The sequence below is a fragment of the Janthinobacterium sp. EB271-G4-3-2 genome (assembly GCF_020858035.1).
Classification (GTDB): domain Bacteria; phylum Pseudomonadota; class Gammaproteobacteria; order Burkholderiales; family Burkholderiaceae_D; genus Janthinobacterium; species Janthinobacterium aestuarii.
Genome location: NZ_JACYMG010000005.1, coordinates 230,550 through 246,504, shown reverse-complemented (window position 1 = coordinate 246,504; position 15,955 = coordinate 230,550). Strand labels below are relative to the sequence as shown.

Below are 15,955 nucleotides of genomic sequence, written 5' to 3'. Positions count from 1 at the left end.
CTGGCAAAATGGGCAAATATCCAGGCTATGCCGCCTTGCGCCCCCAATGCATCAGCCCGTGCGCCGCCAGTCCCGCCGCCAGCCCCCACAGGGCGCCGCCCACGCCCAGCAGGGTCACGTTCGCAGCCGTCGCCAGGAAAGTGATCAGCGCCGTTTCGCGCATGCGCACGTCCGCCATCGCCTGCGCCAGGCTGTTGCCGATGGCGCCCAGCAAGGCCAGGCCCGCCAGCGCCGTGATGAAGGGGCGCGGCAAGACCATGAACAGGCTGGCCAGGGTGACGCCAAAGATACCCACGAGGATGTACAGCACGCCGCAAGCCAGGCCCGCGACATAGCGCTTCGACGGGTCCGCATGGGCGTCCTTGCCCGTGCAGATGGCGGCCGTGATGGCGGCCACGTTGAAGGCGTGCGCGCCAAATGGCGCCATGAGCAGCGAACCGAGTCCCGTCACCGTCAGAATGGGATTGGCGCTGACCTGGTAGCCGTCGTTGCGCAGCACCAGCATGCCGGGCATGTATTGCCCCGTCAGGGTGATCAGGAACAGGGGCAGCGCCACGCCCAGCAGCGACGCCACGGAAAAGCGCGGCATCTCGAACACGGGCGCGGCCAGGGCCAGTTCGATGCCTTGCGCATCGATGCGCCCCTGCGCCAGCAGCAGGGACAGGCCGATCAGCATGATGCCCACCACGGCAAAACGTGCCGTGAAACGGCGCAGCACCGCGTACGACAGCAGCAATACCACCACCAGCACGGGATCGGCGCTGGCGCCGCCAAACGCGTTCACGCCGAACTGCAGCAGGATGCCGGCCAGCAGACCGGCGGCGATGCCGCTTGGGATCAGCCGCACGAGGCGCTCGAAGGCGCCGGACATGCCCAGTACAATGAAGGCGATGGCGGACACGATATAGGCGCCGATCACCTCGGCATACGGCGTGTGCGGCATCACGGTGGCCAGGAAGGCCACGCCGGGCGTGGACCAGGCCGTGATGATGGGCGCGCGGTAACGGTAGCTGAGCCAGATGCCCGTCACGCCCACGCCGATGCTCAGCGACCAGACCCAGGACGCCGTCTGCGCGGCGCTCAGCTGGGCCAGCTGGGCCGCCTGGAACACCAGCACGAAGGTGCCGCCATAGTTGACGAGTACGGAAATGAAGGCGGCCATGGCGGGGGACGCCAGGTCGCGCCAGCGCGGCTGCGCCATGTTATCGATCGAGGCCGATGGTGTGGAACTTGTCTGCATGCGTGTGCCCTTGCCTGATTATGAAAAGGGGCATCTTAGCTTTCGCATGGACTGCTCAGACAGGCCAATTTACTCACATCCAACAGACCACTTGAACAATCAACCCAGCGCGCGGGCCAGGCGGACGATGCCGCTGTCGATCTCGTGCGGGGTCAAGGCCGCAAAACCCAGCAGCCAGCCGCCGCGCGCCGGCGGCGTCGCGTACAAGCGGCTCAGGCCCGGCAGCACGATGCCCGCCTGCGCCGCCAGGCGTAGCGTGTCCAGCTCCACCCTGCCCTCGTGCAGCAGACACGGCATCTGCAAGCCGCCCGGCGGCAGCTGCGCCGTGACCACGTGCGGCAAGTGCCGCCGCACGGCCTGCGCCATCGCATCGCGGCGCACGGCGTAGACCTTGCGCATGGCGCGCACATGGGCCGCGAAATGGCCATCGGCGATGAAACGGGCCAGTGTCAGCTGATCGAGTTGTGGCGTGTGACCGTCGAGGATGCTGCGCGCATGGGTCATCGGTTGCACCAGCGCGGGCGGCAGCACCATGTAGCCGATGCGCAGGCCCGGATACAGCGACTTGGCGAAGGTGCCCAGGTAAATCGTGCGCTGCCGCGTGTCGAGCCCCTGCACGCACGCCGTCGGCAAGCCGGCGTAGTGGAACTGGCTGTCGTAATCGTCCTCGATGATCCAGCCCTGGCGCTCGGCCGCCCAGGCAGTCAGGGCCAGGCGGCGCTCGAGCGCCAGGGTGGCGCCCGTCGGGTACTGGTGCGACGGCGTGACGTACACCGTGTTGGCGCCGCTGCGGTCCGCCCGCAGGTGTGCGATGGACAAGCCATGCGCATCGACGGGCACGGGCACGACGCGCAGCTGCGCCATCTCGAACGCCTTGCGCGCGCCGAAATAGCCGGGGTCTTCCATCAGGATGGGGCCATGCGCGTCGGCCAGCACCTGCGCGCACAGGTACAGCGCCTGGCGCGTGCTGCTCAGCACCAGCACCTGGCCGGCCGTGGCCCGCGCGCCCCGCTCCAGGTTCACATAGTCGGCGATGGCCTGGCGCAAAGGCTCGGCCCCTTGCGGGTCGCCGTGCAGCAGCACATGGTGCTCGCCGGCCGCCTGGCGCCGCAAGCGCTCCCACACGTCAAGCGGAAAAGCCCGCGTTTCCGGCAAGCCAGTGGCGAAAGCTTTTACGGTCTGCTGGTCGGCCACGCCGCCGCTGGCGAGAATCCGCGCGCCGCGTGTGCTGAGCGCCACCGGCTGCGCTGGCATGGACAACGGCGCCACCGCCGGCTTGCCCAGCAAGCTCGCGCCTATCGTCGGCGAGACGAAACTGCCCGATCCCGCCTGGCGCTGGATATAACCGTCCAGGCGCAGCTGCGCGTACGCCATTTCCACCGTATCGCGCGACACGCCCAGCGACTGCGCCAGCGCGCGCGTGGCAGGCAGGCGCAGGCCGGGCGCCAGCACGCCGTCGAGTATCAGCTGGCGCAGCGCGCGCTGCACGCGCACGCGCAAATCGAGCGCCGCCAGTTCGGGCGCGGCGATGCGGATTTTCAGGGTGTCGAGTTCGAACTGCGGCGTCATATGGCCTTGGCGCGCGCGGCATCCACGGCGGCCATGCTGCTGTCCAGCGAAAAACCGTGCTGCTGCAGCACGGCCACCAGCTGTTCGCCGGCGCAGCCCAAGCGCAGGTTTTCCGCCACCCAGTCCTGCCAGGCGGCGCCGATCTCCGGCATGGGCTCGGGCGCCAACGTGAGGCCGAGTATGCAGCTGGCCAGCAAGCTATTGATACGCTTCGTGTCGATCAGGTGCTGCACCACGGCGTGACCCGACTGGGGAAATGGGTGCAGGGTGCATTGACCATAGGCGGCCAGGCGCTGCGCGTGCATGGCGTCGAGGTTGACCGATTCGCCGGCGCTGGCGCCAAGGTTAGCTACATCCGGTCGGGCCGCGTCAGGCCGCGTGCCGAACACCAGGTGCAGCTGCGTCTGCCCGGTTGCCCTGGCGCGGCACAGGGCCGCCAGGTCGTAATAGCCGGAGGCTGGCGGGTCTTGCGCCAGCGATTCCATCATGGGCAGCCAGCGCAGCTCATGGTACAAGCGCGCCTGCCGCGCGTCGAGGAAGGACAGCGGCCCGAAGGCGACGATCTGCCGCGCGTCCAGCAGCAAGCCGTACATGACGGCCGCGTACGCGCCCATGGACTGGCCGACGGTCGTGACCTGACCGGGCGCGATGCGGCGCACGAGTTCGCGCAAGGCTTGCGCCGTCTCGTCGACATGGTTGCCCAGGCCTGCGATGCGGCGGTGGTACCAGGCATTGCCCGAATCGCGCACGAGGATCTTGTTCAGCGGCTGGCCGCTGGCCTGCTCCAGTTTTCTCAGGCGCCCGTAAAAATCGAAGGCGGGACGCGTGGTCCACGAAACAAAGCCGAAGGCGATGACCAGCGGCGCGCCGGGCACGATGCGGTCGACCAGCACGTCGTCGTCAGTAGTGGCGACCAGTCGATTATCCAGCGCTTGCGCTTGCAGCATCGGCCCGGCTCCCCGATCAACGTTAAAGAAAGCATGAGTTTAATGCCAGGACTGGCAAAATGGAAACAATCACCGCTGCCGTGCGCTGAGCGGCGCGAAAAACCTGCTAGTCTGCGGGCATTCCCCCTCACAGGAGCAACCCATGCCGCATCGCCTGAAATACCTTCCCCTCGCCGCCGCCATCGCCATGGCCGGCTGTGCCGCCACCAGCGACAGCGCCAAGCCAAACGCCAGCCTGGCGCCGCAGGCCAGCCTGACGAATACCTACTGGAAGCTGACGCAGCTCGATGGGGCTCCCGTGGCGATGGCGCCGCAGCAGGAACGCGAAGTGCGCATCACCCTTACCGCCGATGGCAAAGTCACAGGTTTCACGGGCTGCAACCGCGTCATGGGCGGCTATACCGTGGCCGGCACGGCCCTGCGCTTCACGCAACTGGCCGGCACCCGCATGGCCTGCCCGCCTCCTTTGATGCAGCTGGAAAGCGCCGTGCTGGCCAATTTGAACAGCGTGACGGGCTACCAGCTCGAAGGCGAGAAGCTGATTCTGCTCAAGGATGGCGCGCCCGTGGCCAGGTTTGAATCGGTCTACCTGTGAAATAAAAATCGACTGCCGTTACAATGGCTTCCAGCCCATCATCCGGAAGGAAGCCATGTCCGCACTGCCCTCGCCGTCTTCATCCCCGACACCATCGGCCGCCGGCCGCTACCGCGCTTTTCTGTTCGACATGGACGGCACCGTCATCAATTCCATCGCCGCCGCCGAACGCATCTGGGGCACGTGGGCGCAGCGCCAGGGCCTCGACGTGGCGGCCTTTTTGCCCACCATCCACGGCGCGCGCTCGGTCGACACCATCGCCAAACTGCGCTTGCCAGGCGTCGACGCGCAACGCGAGTCGCAGGGCATCACGGATGCGGAAATCATCGATGTGGAAGGGATCATTGAAATCGCGGGCGCGCTGCGCTTTTTACAATCGCTGCCGCCCGCGCAATGGGCCATCGTCACCTCGGCGCCGCGCGCGCTGGCCACTGCCCGCCTGAAGGCGGCCGGCATGCCGATACCGGCCATCATGGTGACGGCGGAAGACGTCAAAGCCGGCAAGCCGAAGCCCGATTGCTACTTGCTGGCGGCTGAAAAACTGGGCGTGGCGCCCTCCGACTGCCTGGTGTTCGAAGACGCGTCGGTGGGCATCGAGGCGGGCGAAGCGGCCGGTGCAAAGGTCATCGTCGTCACCGCCACGCATGCGCACCCGCTGGCCACGCGCCACCCGGCCATCGACAATTATGAAGCCATCGTGGCAACCGTCGATAGCGACGGCTTTATTGTCCTGGCAGAGACGGCTGCAGCACGCGCGACAAGATAGCCTGCTCGAGCGCGGCGAAGGCCGCATGGCCGCGCTGTCGCGGGCGCGGCAAGTGCACCGGCACGTCCATGGTGATCTGCCCCTCCTCGATCAGCAGCACGCGGTCGGCCAGGGCCACGGCTTCGGCCACGTCGTGCGTCACCAGCACGGCCGTGAAACCGCGCGCCAGCCATAGCGACTCGATCAGCTGCTGCATCTCGATGCGCGTCAGGGCGTCGAGCGCGCCCAATGGCTCGTCGAGCAGCAGCAGTTGCGGCTCGTGCACGAGGGCGCGCGCCAGCGCCACCCGCTGTTTCTGCCCGCCCGACAGGGCCGACGGCCAGTCGTCCGCCCGTTCGGCCAGGCCCACCGTCCACAGCGAGGCGGCAGCCGCGCCGACGGAACGGGGCAGGCCCAGGGCCACGTTGTCGAGCACCGTCTTCCACGGCAGCAGACGCGATTCCTGGAACATGATGCGGATGTCGGGCGCGCCCACGCCGCTGCCGATGGCAACCTTGCCGTCATCGGCGCTTTCCAATCCCGCGATCGCGCGCAGCAAGGTGCTCTTGCCGCAGCCGCTGCGCCCGACGATGGCGACAAATTCTCCCGCTTCCAGCTGCAGGTCGACGTTTTTCAGCACGGGACGGCTGGTGTAGGATTTGCTCAGTTGCGTCAGCTCCAAAGGCACGCCGCGGCGCGCCAGGGGAGCTTGCGGCGCGGCCTTGGCCTGCGGCGGCGCGCTGGCCGGGTCGTATTGCACGAAGTGCGACAAAAAATCCGTTTCGATCTGGATGGGGGCAAGCAGCATGGTGTCTTCCTTCGTCATTTCGTCACTATCGGTAAGCGGGATTCCAGCGCAGGCAGTGGCGTTCCAGCCGGCGCGAGAACCAATCGGCCAGCTTGCCCAGCAGGGCGTACAGCAAAATCCCCACCAGCACCACGTCCGTTTGCAAAAATTCGCGGGCATTCATCGTCATGTAGCCGATGCCGGCCTGCGCCGAGATGGTTTCGGCGACGATCAGCAGCACCCACACGAGGCCAAGCGAAAAGCGCACGCCCACCAGGATCGAGGGCATGGCGGCCGGCAGGATCACGTCGCGGTACAAGGGCCAGCCCGAGAGGCCATAGCTTTTCGCCATTTCGATCAAGCCCTGGTCGGCCGAACGGATGCCGTGGAAGGTATTCAGGTAGACGGGAAAGAAGACGCCGACGGCCAGCAAAAACAGCTTGGCCGTCTCGTCGATGCCGAACCACAGAATCACCAGCGGGATCAGGGCCAGCGCGGGGATGTTGCGCACCATTTGCAATGTCGTGTCGAGCAGGGTTTCCGCGTGGCGGAAGCTGCCCGTCAATAACCCCAGCAGCAAGCCCAGTCCCGCGCCGACGGCGAAACCGACCGTCGCGCGCCACAAGCTCGTTTTCAGGTGCAGCCACAGTTCGCCCGACACGGCCAGGTGCCAGAAGGCCTTCGCCACGGCCCACGGCTCGGGCAGGATGCGGCTCGACAGCCAGCCCCACTGCGCCGCCAGCTGCCAGGCCAGCAGCAGCGCCACGGGCAAGGCCCACGGCGCCAGCGTATCACGCCACGGCGCGCCGCTTGGCCGTCGTATGGAGCCGGCCGCCATCTCAGGCCGCCTTTTTCTGCGGCGCGGCCGGCACGATATTGCTGGCCATGACTTCGCCGAAAGGGCCGCTCAAGGACTGCTCACCCACGGCCTTGCCCTTGCCCAGCAACGGAAACACCAGTTCGGCAAAGCGGTACGATTCTTCCAGATGCGGGTAGCCCGAGAAAATGAAGGTGTCGATGCCCAGGTCCGCGTATTCCTGCATGCGCGCCACCACGGTCGGCCCGTCGCCGACGAGGGCCGTGCCCGCGCCGCCGCGCACCAGACCCACGCCGGCCCACAGGTTGGGCGACACCTCGAGCTTGTCGCGCCGCCCGCCATGCAGGGCCGCCATGCGCTGCTGGCCCACGGAATCCATCTTGCCGAAGGCCGCCTGCGCCTTGGCGATGATGTCGTCATCGAGATGGCTGATCAGTTCATCGGCCGCGCGCCAGGCCGCCTCGTTCGTTTCGCGCACGATCACGTGCAAGCGGATGCCAAACCGGACCGTGCGGCCTCTTTTGGCTGCGCGCGCGCGGATATCGGCGATTTTCTCGGCGACGGCGGCGGGCGGTTCGCCCCACGTCAGGTAGACATCCATCTGCTCGGCCGCCAGTTCATGCGCGGGTTCCGACGAGCCGCCGAAATACAGCGGTGGATACGGTTTCTGTACGGGCGGATACAGGGTTTTCGCGCCCTTCACCTGGATATGCTTGCCCTCGAAATCGTAGCCGGCCGCGCCGCCCTCGCCCGCCAGCGTGGCGCGCCACACCTTGATGAATTCATCGGAGATTTCATAGCGCTTGGCGTGGTCGGCAAACAGGCCATCCGCTTCCAGCTCGCCCTGGTCGCCGCCCGTGACGACGTTGATCAACAGGCGCCCGTTCGACAGGCGGTCGAACGTGGACGCCATGCGCACGGCCAGGCCGGGCGTGGACAGGCCGGGGCGGATGGCGACGAGGAATTTGAGCTTTTGCGTCACGCTGATCAGCGACGACGCCACCACCCACGCGTCTTCGCAGGAGCGGCCCGTCGGCAGCAGCACGCCGTCGTATCCCAGCGTGTCGGCGGCCACGGCCACCTGGCGCAGGTAATCGGCATCGACGGGACGCGCGCCCTGCGACGTGCCCAGGTAGCGGCTGTCGCCGTGGGTAGGGATAAACCAGAAGACATTCAATGACATGGTGCGCTTTCCTTTGCTTGTTTATTTTGTGCTGGTGGCCAGCTGGCGCGCCGGCAGCAGCGCGTCCTTGACGACGATCGGTTTCGGGATCAGCTTCAGGCTGGAAAACGCATCGGCCACCCTTTGCTGCGAAGCGATGACGTCGACCGACACGGGTTTGACGCCATACGCATAGCGCGAGGCGGCCAGCGCCACGACATCCTTGCCCAGCCCAGTTTGTGCCGACAGGATCGCCGCCACTTCGTCCGGATTGTTGCGGCCCCAGTCATCGACCTTGGCCACTTCATCGAGCACGATGCGCAGGATCTCGGGATTTTTCTCCGCATACGTGCGCGAAGCCAGGTAGAACTGGTAGTTCGCCACCAGGCCCTTGCCATCGGCCAGGACGCGCGCGCCCAGCTGCTTTTCGGCGGCCGCCAGGAACGGGTCCCAGATGGCCCACGCATCCACGCTGCCCCGTTCGAAGGCGGCGCGCGCATCGGCGGGCGGCAGGAACACGGGCTGGATATCGGCGTACGCGACGCCGGCCTTTTCCAGCGCCTTCAATAACAGGTAATGCACGTTCGAACCCTTGTTCAGGGCGATTTTCTTGCCCTTCAAATCGGCCAGGGTGCGCAAGCCGGACCCCTTGGGCACGACGATGGCTTCGCTGGCCGGCGACGCCGGCTCATTGCCGACGTAGACCAGGTTGGCGCCGGCCGCCTGGGCAAAGATCGGCGGCGCCTCGCCCACGGTACCGAAATCGATGCCGCCCACGTTCAAGCCTTCCAGCAGCACGGGACCGGCCGGGAACTCCGTCCATTTCACGCCCACGCCCTGCTCGGCCAGGCGTTTTTCCAGGGTGCCGCGCCCTTTCAGCAGGGTCAAGGTGCCGTATTTCTGGTAGCCGATACGCACCTCTGCCTTGGCCTGCGCCTGCGCGGCGACCGGCATCCCTGCCGCCATCACGCCGGCGGCGGCGGCAAACAGCAGACCCAAAGTGGTACGGCGAGAAAGTCGTTGTGCGTGGCGGTGTGTCATGGAAGTTCCTTGGTCGGTGAATAATCAGGCGGCTTGATAGTGGGGCGCGTACGGCTGGTCTTGCAGCGAACGCACGGGGTGCGGAATATCGGCTGGCGCGGGCGGACGCTGTCCCTGCAGCACGAACAGGCCGGTGGAGAGTTCCTCGATGCCGGCCTGCACGCGGTCGGCGATCGGTGCGTCCAGGCTCAGGCCCCCTTCCTCGTGCCACGCCAGCTGCTGGGCATTGGCATAGATGCTGGTGAAGACTTGCTTGGCGCCCAGCGCATGCAGCACGGGACGCAGCGCATAGTCGAGCGCCAGGGTGTGGGCATGGCCACCGCCCGTGGCCAGCGGCAGCACCAGCTTGCCCGCCAGGCCATCTTGCGGCAGCAGATCGAGGAAGGCTTTCAACAAACCTGTATATGACGCCTTGTAAATGGGCGTGGCGATCACGATGGCGTCGGCATCGGCCACGGCGCGCACGGCGCGGGCGATCGCCGCATCGTCGTAATCGGCCAGCAGCAAGGCACTCGCCGGCAAGTCGCGCACATGCAGCTGGGCGTAGCTGTGGCCTTGCAGCGCCAGCTGTTCGCCGATATGCAGCAGCAGGCGGCTGGAACTCGATGGGAGTTGCGGGCTACCGCCCAATAACAAGATGCTCATGTGATGCCCGTCCCTGTAGGTTGTCGAAAGTGGCGTTGCTCGGATGCTTGCAGCCTATCGCCATCAGAAGCCCAGTAAAACGAATGCTTTCGCGCTTCGATATGCGTTTTTTGACTATCCGGGCCTGATGCCCCGCAAGTGAAGGCGCTCATCCCCGCATGGCTTTTTTCGCATATCCATGCGCGGTTTTCTTCGTGTACGGCGTGAGCCTGGCGGTGCAATATCGGCGTCATCGTCTTTCTGGAATCTCACTCATGTCTAGCGTTTTTCTCCATGCCGCCCGTCCCCAGCCGCCTGTGTCGGAACCCCTGCGGGATGCCATCAGCATCGCCACGTCGCTGGCCGCACGCCTGGCCGAAACGGCCAATGCCCGCGACCAGGCCGGCGGCCATGCGGCGCAGGAACGCGAATGGCTGCGCGAGTCGGGCTTGCTGACCCTGTCGATTCCCGTGGAATTCGGCGGCCAGGGCGCATCGTGGCCCCTCGTCTATCAAGTGATCCGCATCCTGGCGCGCGCCGACAGCGCGCTCGCGCATGTCTTCGGCTTCCACCATTTGCAGCTGGCCGGCTTGCAGCTGTATGGCAGCGCGCAGCAGCAGCGCCGCCTGCTCACCTTGACGGTCGACGAGCGCCTGTTCTGGGGCAATGCCTTGAATCCCCTCGACAAACGGGTCACGGCCAGCGACAGCGACAACGGCTATATCCTCGACGGTATCAAGAGCTTTTCTTCCGGTTCCGTGGGGTCCGACTGGCTGACCGTCTCCGCCTGGCATGCGCCCACGCAAACGGCGCTGATCGCCGCCCTGCCCACGCGCCAGGACGGCGTCACCGTGCAGGCGGACTGGGACGCCTTCGGCCAGCGCCAGACGGACAGCGGCAATGTGCACTTCCAGAATGTCGCCCTGCCGAGCGAACTCGTGCTGCAGGCGCCCGCGCAAGCGGCCACGCCGCAAGCCACCGTCCGCTCGCAGATCGCGCAGCTGATCATGAGCAACCTCTATCTGGGCATCGCCGAAGGCGCATTCGAGGCGGCGCGCCAGTACACGGACGAACAGGCGAAAGCCTGGTTTGCCTCGGGCGTGGCCAGGGCAACGGACGACCCTTTGGTGCAGCACCGCTATGGCCAGCTATGGCTCTTGCTGCGCCCCGCGCAAGTGCTGGCCGACTTGGCGGCGCAGGAACTGGAAAAAGTGTTCCGCAAGGGAGCGCTGGTGACGGCGCGCGAACGGGGCTTGCTGGCCGTGGCCGTGGCCGAAGCCAAGTGCCTGGCGCACAAGGCGGGACTCGAGATCAGCAGCCAGATGTTCGAACTGACGGGCGCCCGTTCCACCTCGGCCCGGTATGGCTACGACCGCTACTGGCGCAACGTACGCGTGCATACCCTGCACGACCCCATCGACTACAAGCTGCGCGACCTGGGACGCTTTGCCTTGAACGGCACGGTACCCGAGCCGACGGCGTATTCCTGATTCACCCACCAAGGAGCCACCATGACCATCGCCCGCCGCAGCATCATCCTCACCGCCCTGTCACTCGCCCTGGCCGGCGGCTTCGCCCACGCCAAGGACCCGAAAGACATCACCATCGGCACCAGCGCCGGGCCCTATGCGGACCAGATCAAGCTGGGCATCAAGCCTATCCTGGAAAAGCAGGGCTACAAGGTGAAGCTGGTCGAGTTCAATGACTACATCCAGCCCAACTTCGCGCTGGCCGAAGGTTCGCTCGACGCCAATGTGTTCCAGCACATCGTCTACCTGAAGAAATTCGCGCTGGAGCACAAGCTGCTCCTGACGGACCTGATCACGATCCCCACGGCGCCGATTGCCATCTACAGCAAGAAGCACAAGACCCTGGACGACGTGAAGGAAGGCACGACGGTGGGCTTGCCGAACGATCCGACCAACCAGGCGCGCGCGCTGGTGCTGCTCGACCAGCTGGGATGGATCAAGCTGCGCGCCAGTTTCGACCCCGTGCGCGCGTCGGAAAAGGATATCGCCGTCAACACGAAGAAAATCAAGCTGCTGCCGCTGGAAGCGGCGCAGCTGCCACGCTCGCTGGGCGACACCGATTATTCCTTCATCAACGGCAATTACGCGCTGGCGTCGGGACTGAAACTGACGGAGGCGCTGGTGGCCGAGAAAATCTCGCCCAACTACATCAACCTGGTGGCCATCCGCACGGCCGACAAGGACAAGCAGTTCGCGAAAGACCTGGCGGCCGCCTACCGCTCGCGCGAGTTCCTCGATATCACGAATAAACACTTTGCCGGCTATTCGAAACCCGACTACCAGCAAGCGTTGCAGACGGCAGCCAAATAAGCCATGGCAAAGACGATACGCTTCAACGCCTTCCAGATGAACAGCGTCGGCCACCAGTCGCCGGGGCTGTGGACGCATACGCGCGACCGCAGCCACCGCTATACCGATCCCGAACACTGGACGGAACTGGCGCAGCTACTGGAAGCGGGCCTGTTCGACGCGGTGTTCCTGGCCGATGTGCTGGGCGTATATGACGTGTACCGGGGCAGTTTCGATGCGGCCCTGGAACATGGCGTGCAGGTGCCGCTGAACGATCCGCTGGCGCTCGTGCCCATCATGGCGCAGGCGACCACGCACCTGGGTTTCGGCGTCACCTGCGCCCTCACCTACGAACACCCGTACACGTTCGCGCGGCGCATCTCCACGCTCGACCACCTGACGGATGGGCGCATCGGCTGGAATATCGTCACCGGCTACCTCGATAGCGCGGCGCGCAACCTGGGCTTGAGCCAGCAGCCGGGCCACGACGAGCGCTACGACCTGGCCGACGAATACCTGGACGTCGTCTACAAGCTGTGGGAAAAAAGCTGGGACGACGACGCCGTCGTCAACGACAAGGCGCGCGGCATCTATGCCGATCCCGCCAAGGTACATCCGATCAACCATGCCGGGCGCCACTACCAGGTGCCCGGCATCCATTTATGCGAGCCGTCGCCGCAGCGCACGCCGCTGCTGTACCAGGCGGGCACCTCGCCACGCGGCACGCGCTTCGCGGCGCGCCATGCGGAAGCGACCTTCGTCAGTGGTCCCAGCAAGACGGTGGTCAAGCGCTACGCCGACGACTTGCGCGCCGCCGTGAGGCAAGGCGGGCGCGATGGCGACGCGCTGCTGATCTACGCGCAGGCGCTCGTCATCACGGGCGCCACCGAGGAAGAAGCGCGCGCCAAGCATGCCGACTACCTGCGCCACGTGAATATCGAGGCGGCGCTCGTGCTGCTGTCCGGCTGGACGGGCGTCGATTTCAGCCGCTACCCGCTCGACGCCACCATCGACTACATCGACTCCCCCGCCGGCCGCTCGGCGCTGGCCTCGTTCAGCCAGGCCGACCCGGACCGCACGTGGACGGTGCGCGAAGCGGCCGAATACATCGGCCTGGGCGGACGCGGCCCGGTGCTGGTGGGCGATGCGCGCCAGGTGGCCGACCAGCTGGAAAGCTGGCTCGATGAAACGGGCATCGACGGCTTCAACCTCGCCTTCGCCGTGGCCCACGACAGCATGGCCGACGTGGTCACCCACATCGTGCCGGAACTGCAGCGGCGCGGCCGCTACCGCACCGCCTACGAGGAAGGCAGCCTGCGCCACAAGGTCTTCGGCCAGGGCCCGCGCCTGCCGGCAGATCACGCGGGGCGCCGGGTCAGCATCGCGCCTTCGGCCACACCCGGCGCCACGCTGGCCGCCGCCTGAGGGCACGCTATCCGCAGCTACCCTGACCGGCATCGCTGCCAGCGTTTGCATCGCGTCCCGTTCCGTGTCAGCATATGTCACACTGGCAACACGGATAAGGATCACAATGCCCCTCACACCACCACGCGCGCTGATTCTGGCCCTGCTGCTGGCCAGCTCCGCCGCCCAGGCGCAGGCGCCAGCCACGCCGCCGACGCCGACGCCGGGCTGCGACGTCTGCGCCGCCTGGAATGCCGACCAGACGCCGTTCCGCATCTTCGGCAATACTTATTATGTGGGCGTGAAAGGCCTCAGTTCCGTGCTCATCACCTCGCCCCAGGGCCATGTGCTGATCGACGGCGGCTTGCCGGAATCGGCGCCCAAGATCATCGCCAATATCGCCGCCCTGGGCTTTCGCATCGAGGACGTCAAGCTGATCCTCAATTCGCACGGCCATATCGACCATGCGGGCGGCCTGGCCGAACTGCAGCGGCGCAGCGATGCGCTGGTGGCGGCCAGCCCGTCGGCCGCGCTGGACCTGGCGTCGGGCGAAGTGGGCCCGGACGACCCGCAATACCATGCGCTGCCCAAGTACCCGCCCGTCAAGGACATGCGCCTGGCGCGCGACGGCGGCCAGTTCAACGTCGGCCCCGTCACCGTGACGGCGCACGCCACGCCAGGCCACACGCCCGGAGGCTTGAGCTGGACGTGGCAATCGTGCGACGGCCCCCGTTGCCGGAACATGGTCTATGCGGACAGTCTCAACGCCGTTTCGCGTCCCGGCTTCAAGTTCAGCGCCAGCAGCGAGTATCCGAACGCGGTGGCGGACTTGCGCCACAGCTTCGAGACCCTGGAAAAACTGCCGTGCGACGTGCTGATCTCGGCCCACCCGGAAGCGTCGCAGCTGTGGGAAAGGCTGGAAGCGAGCGCCACGGCCGGCAGCGAGGCGTTCATCGACCCGCAGGCTTGCCGCGCCTATGTGGCGGCGGCGCGCTCCGTGCTCGAGTCCCGCCTGGAGCAGGAAAAACAGCAGTGAGCTTGTCAACCGTGCACGCTGGCGTGGCGCCGATCTGCTACGCTGGCGCCATTCAATTGAAGAAGGAAATGCCATGTTCAAACTCGCCAGTCTGATTCCCCTTGCCGCCATCGTCGCCATCACGGCCGGCTGCGCGCAAACGCCCGTGCGCAGCGACGCTGCCGCCGCCGCGCCAGGCGCCACCTCGCCCGCCAAGCCGGCGCCGAAGCTGACGGGCACGCAGTGGAAGCTGAAGGAATTGAAGGGCAAGCAAGTCGTGCGCAAGGCGCCCGAGCAGCGCGAAGTGACCCTGCAGCTGGCTGAAGGCCGCGCCAGCGGCAACAGCGGCTGCAACCAGATGATGGGCGGCTACACCAGCGATGGCATCAGCACCTTGAACTTTGGGCAGATGGCCGGCACCATGATGATGTGCCAGCCGCAGGACATGGACCTCGAGCGCCTGCTGCTGGCCACACTGGGCGAAGTCAATGGCTACCGCTACGCCGACCAGGAATTGCTGCTGCTGAAGGATGGCGTGCCCGTGGCGCGGTATGAAATCCTGACGGTGAAGTAAAACTGTGGGGTCAGTCGCTTCGCGATCGGAATCCGCCCTTTGGGGCGCATTCCCCCGTCGGGTCTGACCCCAGCCCTAACTCTGGGGTTACACCCCTTCCGCCGCACCTAATCGTTACGCATCTGCGCTTGAGATACATTACTCTCCGGCGGCACACTCTGCGTCAGCCACACATTCCCCCCGATAGTCGATCCCGCGCCGATGGTGATGCGCCCCAGCACCGTCGCGCCCGCGTAGATGACCACGTCGTCCTCGACGATAGGGTGGCGCGGTGTGCCCTTGATCAGCGCACCGCTTGCATCGGCCGGAAAGCGCTTGGCGCCCAGGGTGACGGCCTGGTACAGGCGCACCCTCTGGCCGATGATGGCCGTCTCGCCGATCACGACGCCCGTGCCATGGTCGATGAAGAAGGAGGCGCCGATGTGCGCGCCCGGGTGGATGTCGATGCCCGTCAGGGTATGCGCGATATCGGCGATCAGGCGCGCGAGGAACGGCGCACCAAGCGCGTGCAGGCGATGCGCCAGGCGGTGGTACAGGATGGCGATGGTGCCCGGATAGCACAGCATGATTTCGGCCACCGAGGTGGCGGCAGGGTCGCCCGCGTAGGCGGCCTGCACGTCCGACACCAGCAAGGCGCGGATGTCGGGCAGGCTGGCGGCGAAGGCGCGCGTAATGTCGCGCGCCTGCTGCGCCAGGGCCGCATCGTCGCTGGCGGCATCGCCCTCATCGCCGGCCGGAACCGAGAACAGCAAACCGCGCCGCACCTGTTCGCTGAGGCGGTTCAAGGTGGTGTTGAGGGTGTCGCCGACAAAGTAATCGATGCTTTCATCGGTCAGGTTGGGCCGCCCGTAATGCGTGGGGAACAGGGCCGCCGACAGGCCGTTGACGATGGTGGTGAGCGCTTCGCGCGACGGCAGTTCGCGCACCCTGCCGTTATGGCGGATCTTGTGCTTGTCTTCGCGCGAGCTGCGCAAGGCCTGGATCACGGGTCCCAGGTTCCACTGGGCCGTGTCGTCGGCGGGCGCCGCGGGATAAATGCTGTGCATGGGTATCGCTTCCAAAAATGGCAAACAAGCCGGGTCGCCCCAGCTTAGCGGCCAGGCGCCGCGATTCCAAC

At 66.3% G+C, this 15,955-nt stretch carries 16 protein-coding genes; 7 read left to right on the top strand and 9 right to left on the bottom strand.

The genetic code is table 11. The annotated features are described in order from the left end of the window. Positions 1-25: 25 nt before the first annotated feature. From IGS55_RS13325 to IGS55_RS13315, 3 genes are all read right to left on the bottom strand, one after another. Positions 26-1,240: a benzoate/H(+) symporter BenE family transporter gene (locus IGS55_RS13325; RefSeq protein WP_442908161.1), complete on the bottom strand. Its 1,215-nt coding sequence runs from the start codon at positions 1,238-1,240 to the stop codon at positions 26-28. 99 nt (positions 1,241-1,339) lie between these two features. Then, positions 1,340-2,809 carry a MocR-like pyridoxine biosynthesis transcription factor PdxR gene (pdxR, locus tag IGS55_RS13320; protein ID WP_230517504.1) on the bottom strand — a complete coding sequence of 490 codons (1,470 nt, stop codon included), beginning with the start codon at positions 2,807-2,809 and terminating at the stop codon, positions 1,340-1,342. Further along, positions 2,806-3,756 carry a hypothetical protein gene (locus IGS55_RS13315; protein WP_230517503.1) on the bottom strand — a complete coding sequence of 317 codons (951 nt, stop codon included), beginning with the start codon at positions 3,754-3,756 and terminating at the stop codon, positions 2,806-2,808. Before IGS55_RS13315 ends, pdxR begins: the two co-directional genes overlap by 4 nt. A 142-nt stretch (positions 3,757-3,898) precedes the next feature. Between IGS55_RS13315 and IGS55_RS13310 the strand changes: the two genes are divergently transcribed. Beyond that, the gene (locus tag IGS55_RS13310) at positions 3,899-4,351 is read left to right on the top strand and encodes an META domain-containing protein (RefSeq protein WP_230517502.1); all 453 of its coding nucleotides are present in this window, start codon (positions 3,899-3,901) and stop codon (positions 4,349-4,351) included. Positions 4,352-4,406: 55 nt separating this feature from the next. Further along, on the top strand, positions 4,407-5,117 hold the full coding sequence (locus IGS55_RS13305; protein ID WP_230517501.1) for an HAD-IA family hydrolase: 711 nt from the start codon (positions 4,407-4,409) through the stop codon (positions 5,115-5,117). Here IGS55_RS13305 and IGS55_RS13300 read toward each other — a convergent pair. Genes IGS55_RS13300 through ssuE form a run of 5 tightly spaced genes read right to left on the bottom strand, consistent with a single transcriptional unit; the run spans position 5,074 to position 9,548 of the window. Beyond that, the gene (locus tag IGS55_RS13300) at positions 5,074-5,904 is read right to left on the bottom strand and encodes an ATP-binding cassette domain-containing protein (RefSeq protein WP_230517500.1); all 831 of its coding nucleotides are present in this window, start codon (positions 5,902-5,904) and stop codon (positions 5,074-5,076) included. The two genes, IGS55_RS13305 and IGS55_RS13300, sit on opposite strands and share 44 nt — an antisense overlap. Before the next feature lie 25 nt (positions 5,905-5,929). Then, complete coding sequence (gene ssuC, locus IGS55_RS13295; protein WP_230517499.1) at positions 5,930-6,721, bottom strand: aliphatic sulfonate ABC transporter permease SsuC; 792 nt, start codon at positions 6,719-6,721, stop codon at positions 5,930-5,932. Between the two features lies 1 nt (position 6,722). Next, complete coding sequence (ssuD, locus tag IGS55_RS13290; RefSeq protein WP_152256036.1) at positions 6,723-7,883, bottom strand: FMNH2-dependent alkanesulfonate monooxygenase; 1,161 nt, start codon at positions 7,881-7,883, stop codon at positions 6,723-6,725. A 21-nt stretch (positions 7,884-7,904) separates the two neighbouring features. Next, positions 7,905-8,903, bottom strand: coding sequence for a sulfonate ABC transporter substrate-binding protein (locus IGS55_RS13285; protein WP_268991943.1), 999 nt, complete (start codon positions 8,901-8,903; stop codon positions 7,905-7,907). Positions 8,904-8,927: 24 nt separating this feature from the next. Next, the gene (gene ssuE / locus IGS55_RS13280) at positions 8,928-9,548 is read right to left on the bottom strand and encodes an NADPH-dependent FMN reductase (RefSeq protein WP_230517498.1); all 621 of its coding nucleotides are present in this window, start codon (positions 9,546-9,548) and stop codon (positions 8,928-8,930) included. A gap of 254 nt (positions 9,549-9,802) precedes the next feature. On the opposite strand from ssuE, the gene IGS55_RS13275 reads away from it, so the two are divergent. From IGS55_RS13275 to IGS55_RS13255, 5 genes are all read left to right on the top strand, one after another. After that, positions 9,803-11,017 carry an acyl-CoA dehydrogenase family protein gene (locus tag IGS55_RS13275; RefSeq protein WP_230517497.1) on the top strand — a complete coding sequence of 405 codons (1,215 nt, stop codon included), beginning with the start codon at positions 9,803-9,805 and terminating at the stop codon, positions 11,015-11,017. A 21-nt stretch (positions 11,018-11,038) separates the two neighbouring features. Beyond that, complete coding sequence (locus IGS55_RS13270; protein ID WP_230517496.1) at positions 11,039-11,866, top strand: MetQ/NlpA family ABC transporter substrate-binding protein; 828 nt, start codon at positions 11,039-11,041, stop codon at positions 11,864-11,866. A gap of 3 nt (positions 11,867-11,869) precedes the next feature. Beyond that, complete coding sequence (locus IGS55_RS13265) at positions 11,870-13,270, top strand: LLM class flavin-dependent oxidoreductase (protein WP_230517495.1); 1,401 nt, start codon at positions 11,870-11,872, stop codon at positions 13,268-13,270. Between the two features lie 106 nt (positions 13,271-13,376). Continuing rightward, positions 13,377-14,285: a subclass B3 metallo-beta-lactamase gene (gene bla, locus IGS55_RS13260; RefSeq protein WP_230517494.1), complete on the top strand. Its 909-nt coding sequence runs from the start codon at positions 13,377-13,379 to the stop codon at positions 14,283-14,285. Between the two features lie 73 nt (positions 14,286-14,358). Then, positions 14,359-14,838 carry an META domain-containing protein gene (locus IGS55_RS13255; protein WP_230517493.1) on the top strand — a complete coding sequence of 160 codons (480 nt, stop codon included), beginning with the start codon at positions 14,359-14,361 and terminating at the stop codon, positions 14,836-14,838. Between the two features lie 107 nt (positions 14,839-14,945). Here the strand turns inward: IGS55_RS13255 and epsC are convergent, their stop codons facing one another. Beyond that, positions 14,946-15,884, bottom strand: a complete 939-nt coding sequence (gene epsC, locus IGS55_RS13250; protein WP_092610475.1) for a serine O-acetyltransferase EpsC — start codon at positions 15,882-15,884, stop codon at positions 14,946-14,948. Positions 15,885-15,955 lie beyond the last annotated feature (71 nt).

What these genes read in the sequence shown, in the direction of transcription:
- IGS55_RS13325 (WP_442908161.1), bottom strand. Translation starts at nt 1,240, where the DNA reads ATGCAGACAAGTTCCACACCATCGGCCTCGATCGATAACATGGCGCAG.
- pdxR (WP_230517504.1), bottom strand. Translation starts at nt 2,809, where the DNA reads ATGACGCCGCAGTTCGAACTCGACACCCTGAAAATCCGCATCGCCGCG.
- IGS55_RS13315 (WP_230517503.1), bottom strand. Translation starts at nt 3,756, where the DNA reads ATGCTGCAAGCGCAAGCGCTGGATAATCGACTGGTCGCCACTACTGAC.
- IGS55_RS13310 (WP_230517502.1), top strand. Translation starts at nt 3,899, where the DNA reads ATGCCGCATCGCCTGAAATACCTTCCCCTCGCCGCCGCCATCGCCATG.
- IGS55_RS13305 (WP_230517501.1), top strand. Translation starts at nt 4,407, where the DNA reads ATGTCCGCACTGCCCTCGCCGTCTTCATCCCCGACACCATCGGCCGCC.
- IGS55_RS13300 (WP_230517500.1), bottom strand. Translation starts at nt 5,904, where the DNA reads ATGCTGCTTGCCCCCATCCAGATCGAAACGGATTTTTTGTCGCACTTC.
- ssuC (WP_230517499.1), bottom strand. Translation starts at nt 6,721, where the DNA reads ATGGCGGCCGGCTCCATACGACGGCCAAGCGGCGCGCCGTGGCGTGAT.
- ssuD (WP_152256036.1), bottom strand. Translation starts at nt 7,883, where the DNA reads ATGTCATTGAATGTCTTCTGGTTTATCCCTACCCACGGCGACAGCCGC.
- IGS55_RS13285 (WP_268991943.1), bottom strand. Translation starts at nt 8,903, where the DNA reads ATGACACACCGCCACGCACAACGACTTTCTCGCCGTACCACTTTGGGT.
- ssuE (WP_230517498.1), bottom strand. Translation starts at nt 9,548, where the DNA reads ATGAGCATCTTGTTATTGGGCGGTAGCCCGCAACTCCCATCGAGTTCC.
- IGS55_RS13275 (WP_230517497.1), top strand. Translation starts at nt 9,803, where the DNA reads ATGTCTAGCGTTTTTCTCCATGCCGCCCGTCCCCAGCCGCCTGTGTCG.
- IGS55_RS13270 (WP_230517496.1), top strand. Translation starts at nt 11,039, where the DNA reads ATGACCATCGCCCGCCGCAGCATCATCCTCACCGCCCTGTCACTCGCC.
- IGS55_RS13265 (WP_230517495.1), top strand. Translation starts at nt 11,870, where the DNA reads ATGGCAAAGACGATACGCTTCAACGCCTTCCAGATGAACAGCGTCGGC.
- bla (WP_230517494.1), top strand. Translation starts at nt 13,377, where the DNA reads ATGCCCCTCACACCACCACGCGCGCTGATTCTGGCCCTGCTGCTGGCC.
- IGS55_RS13255 (WP_230517493.1), top strand. Translation starts at nt 14,359, where the DNA reads ATGTTCAAACTCGCCAGTCTGATTCCCCTTGCCGCCATCGTCGCCATC.
- epsC (WP_092610475.1), bottom strand. Translation starts at nt 15,884, where the DNA reads ATGCACAGCATTTATCCCGCGGCGCCCGCCGACGACACGGCCCAGTGG.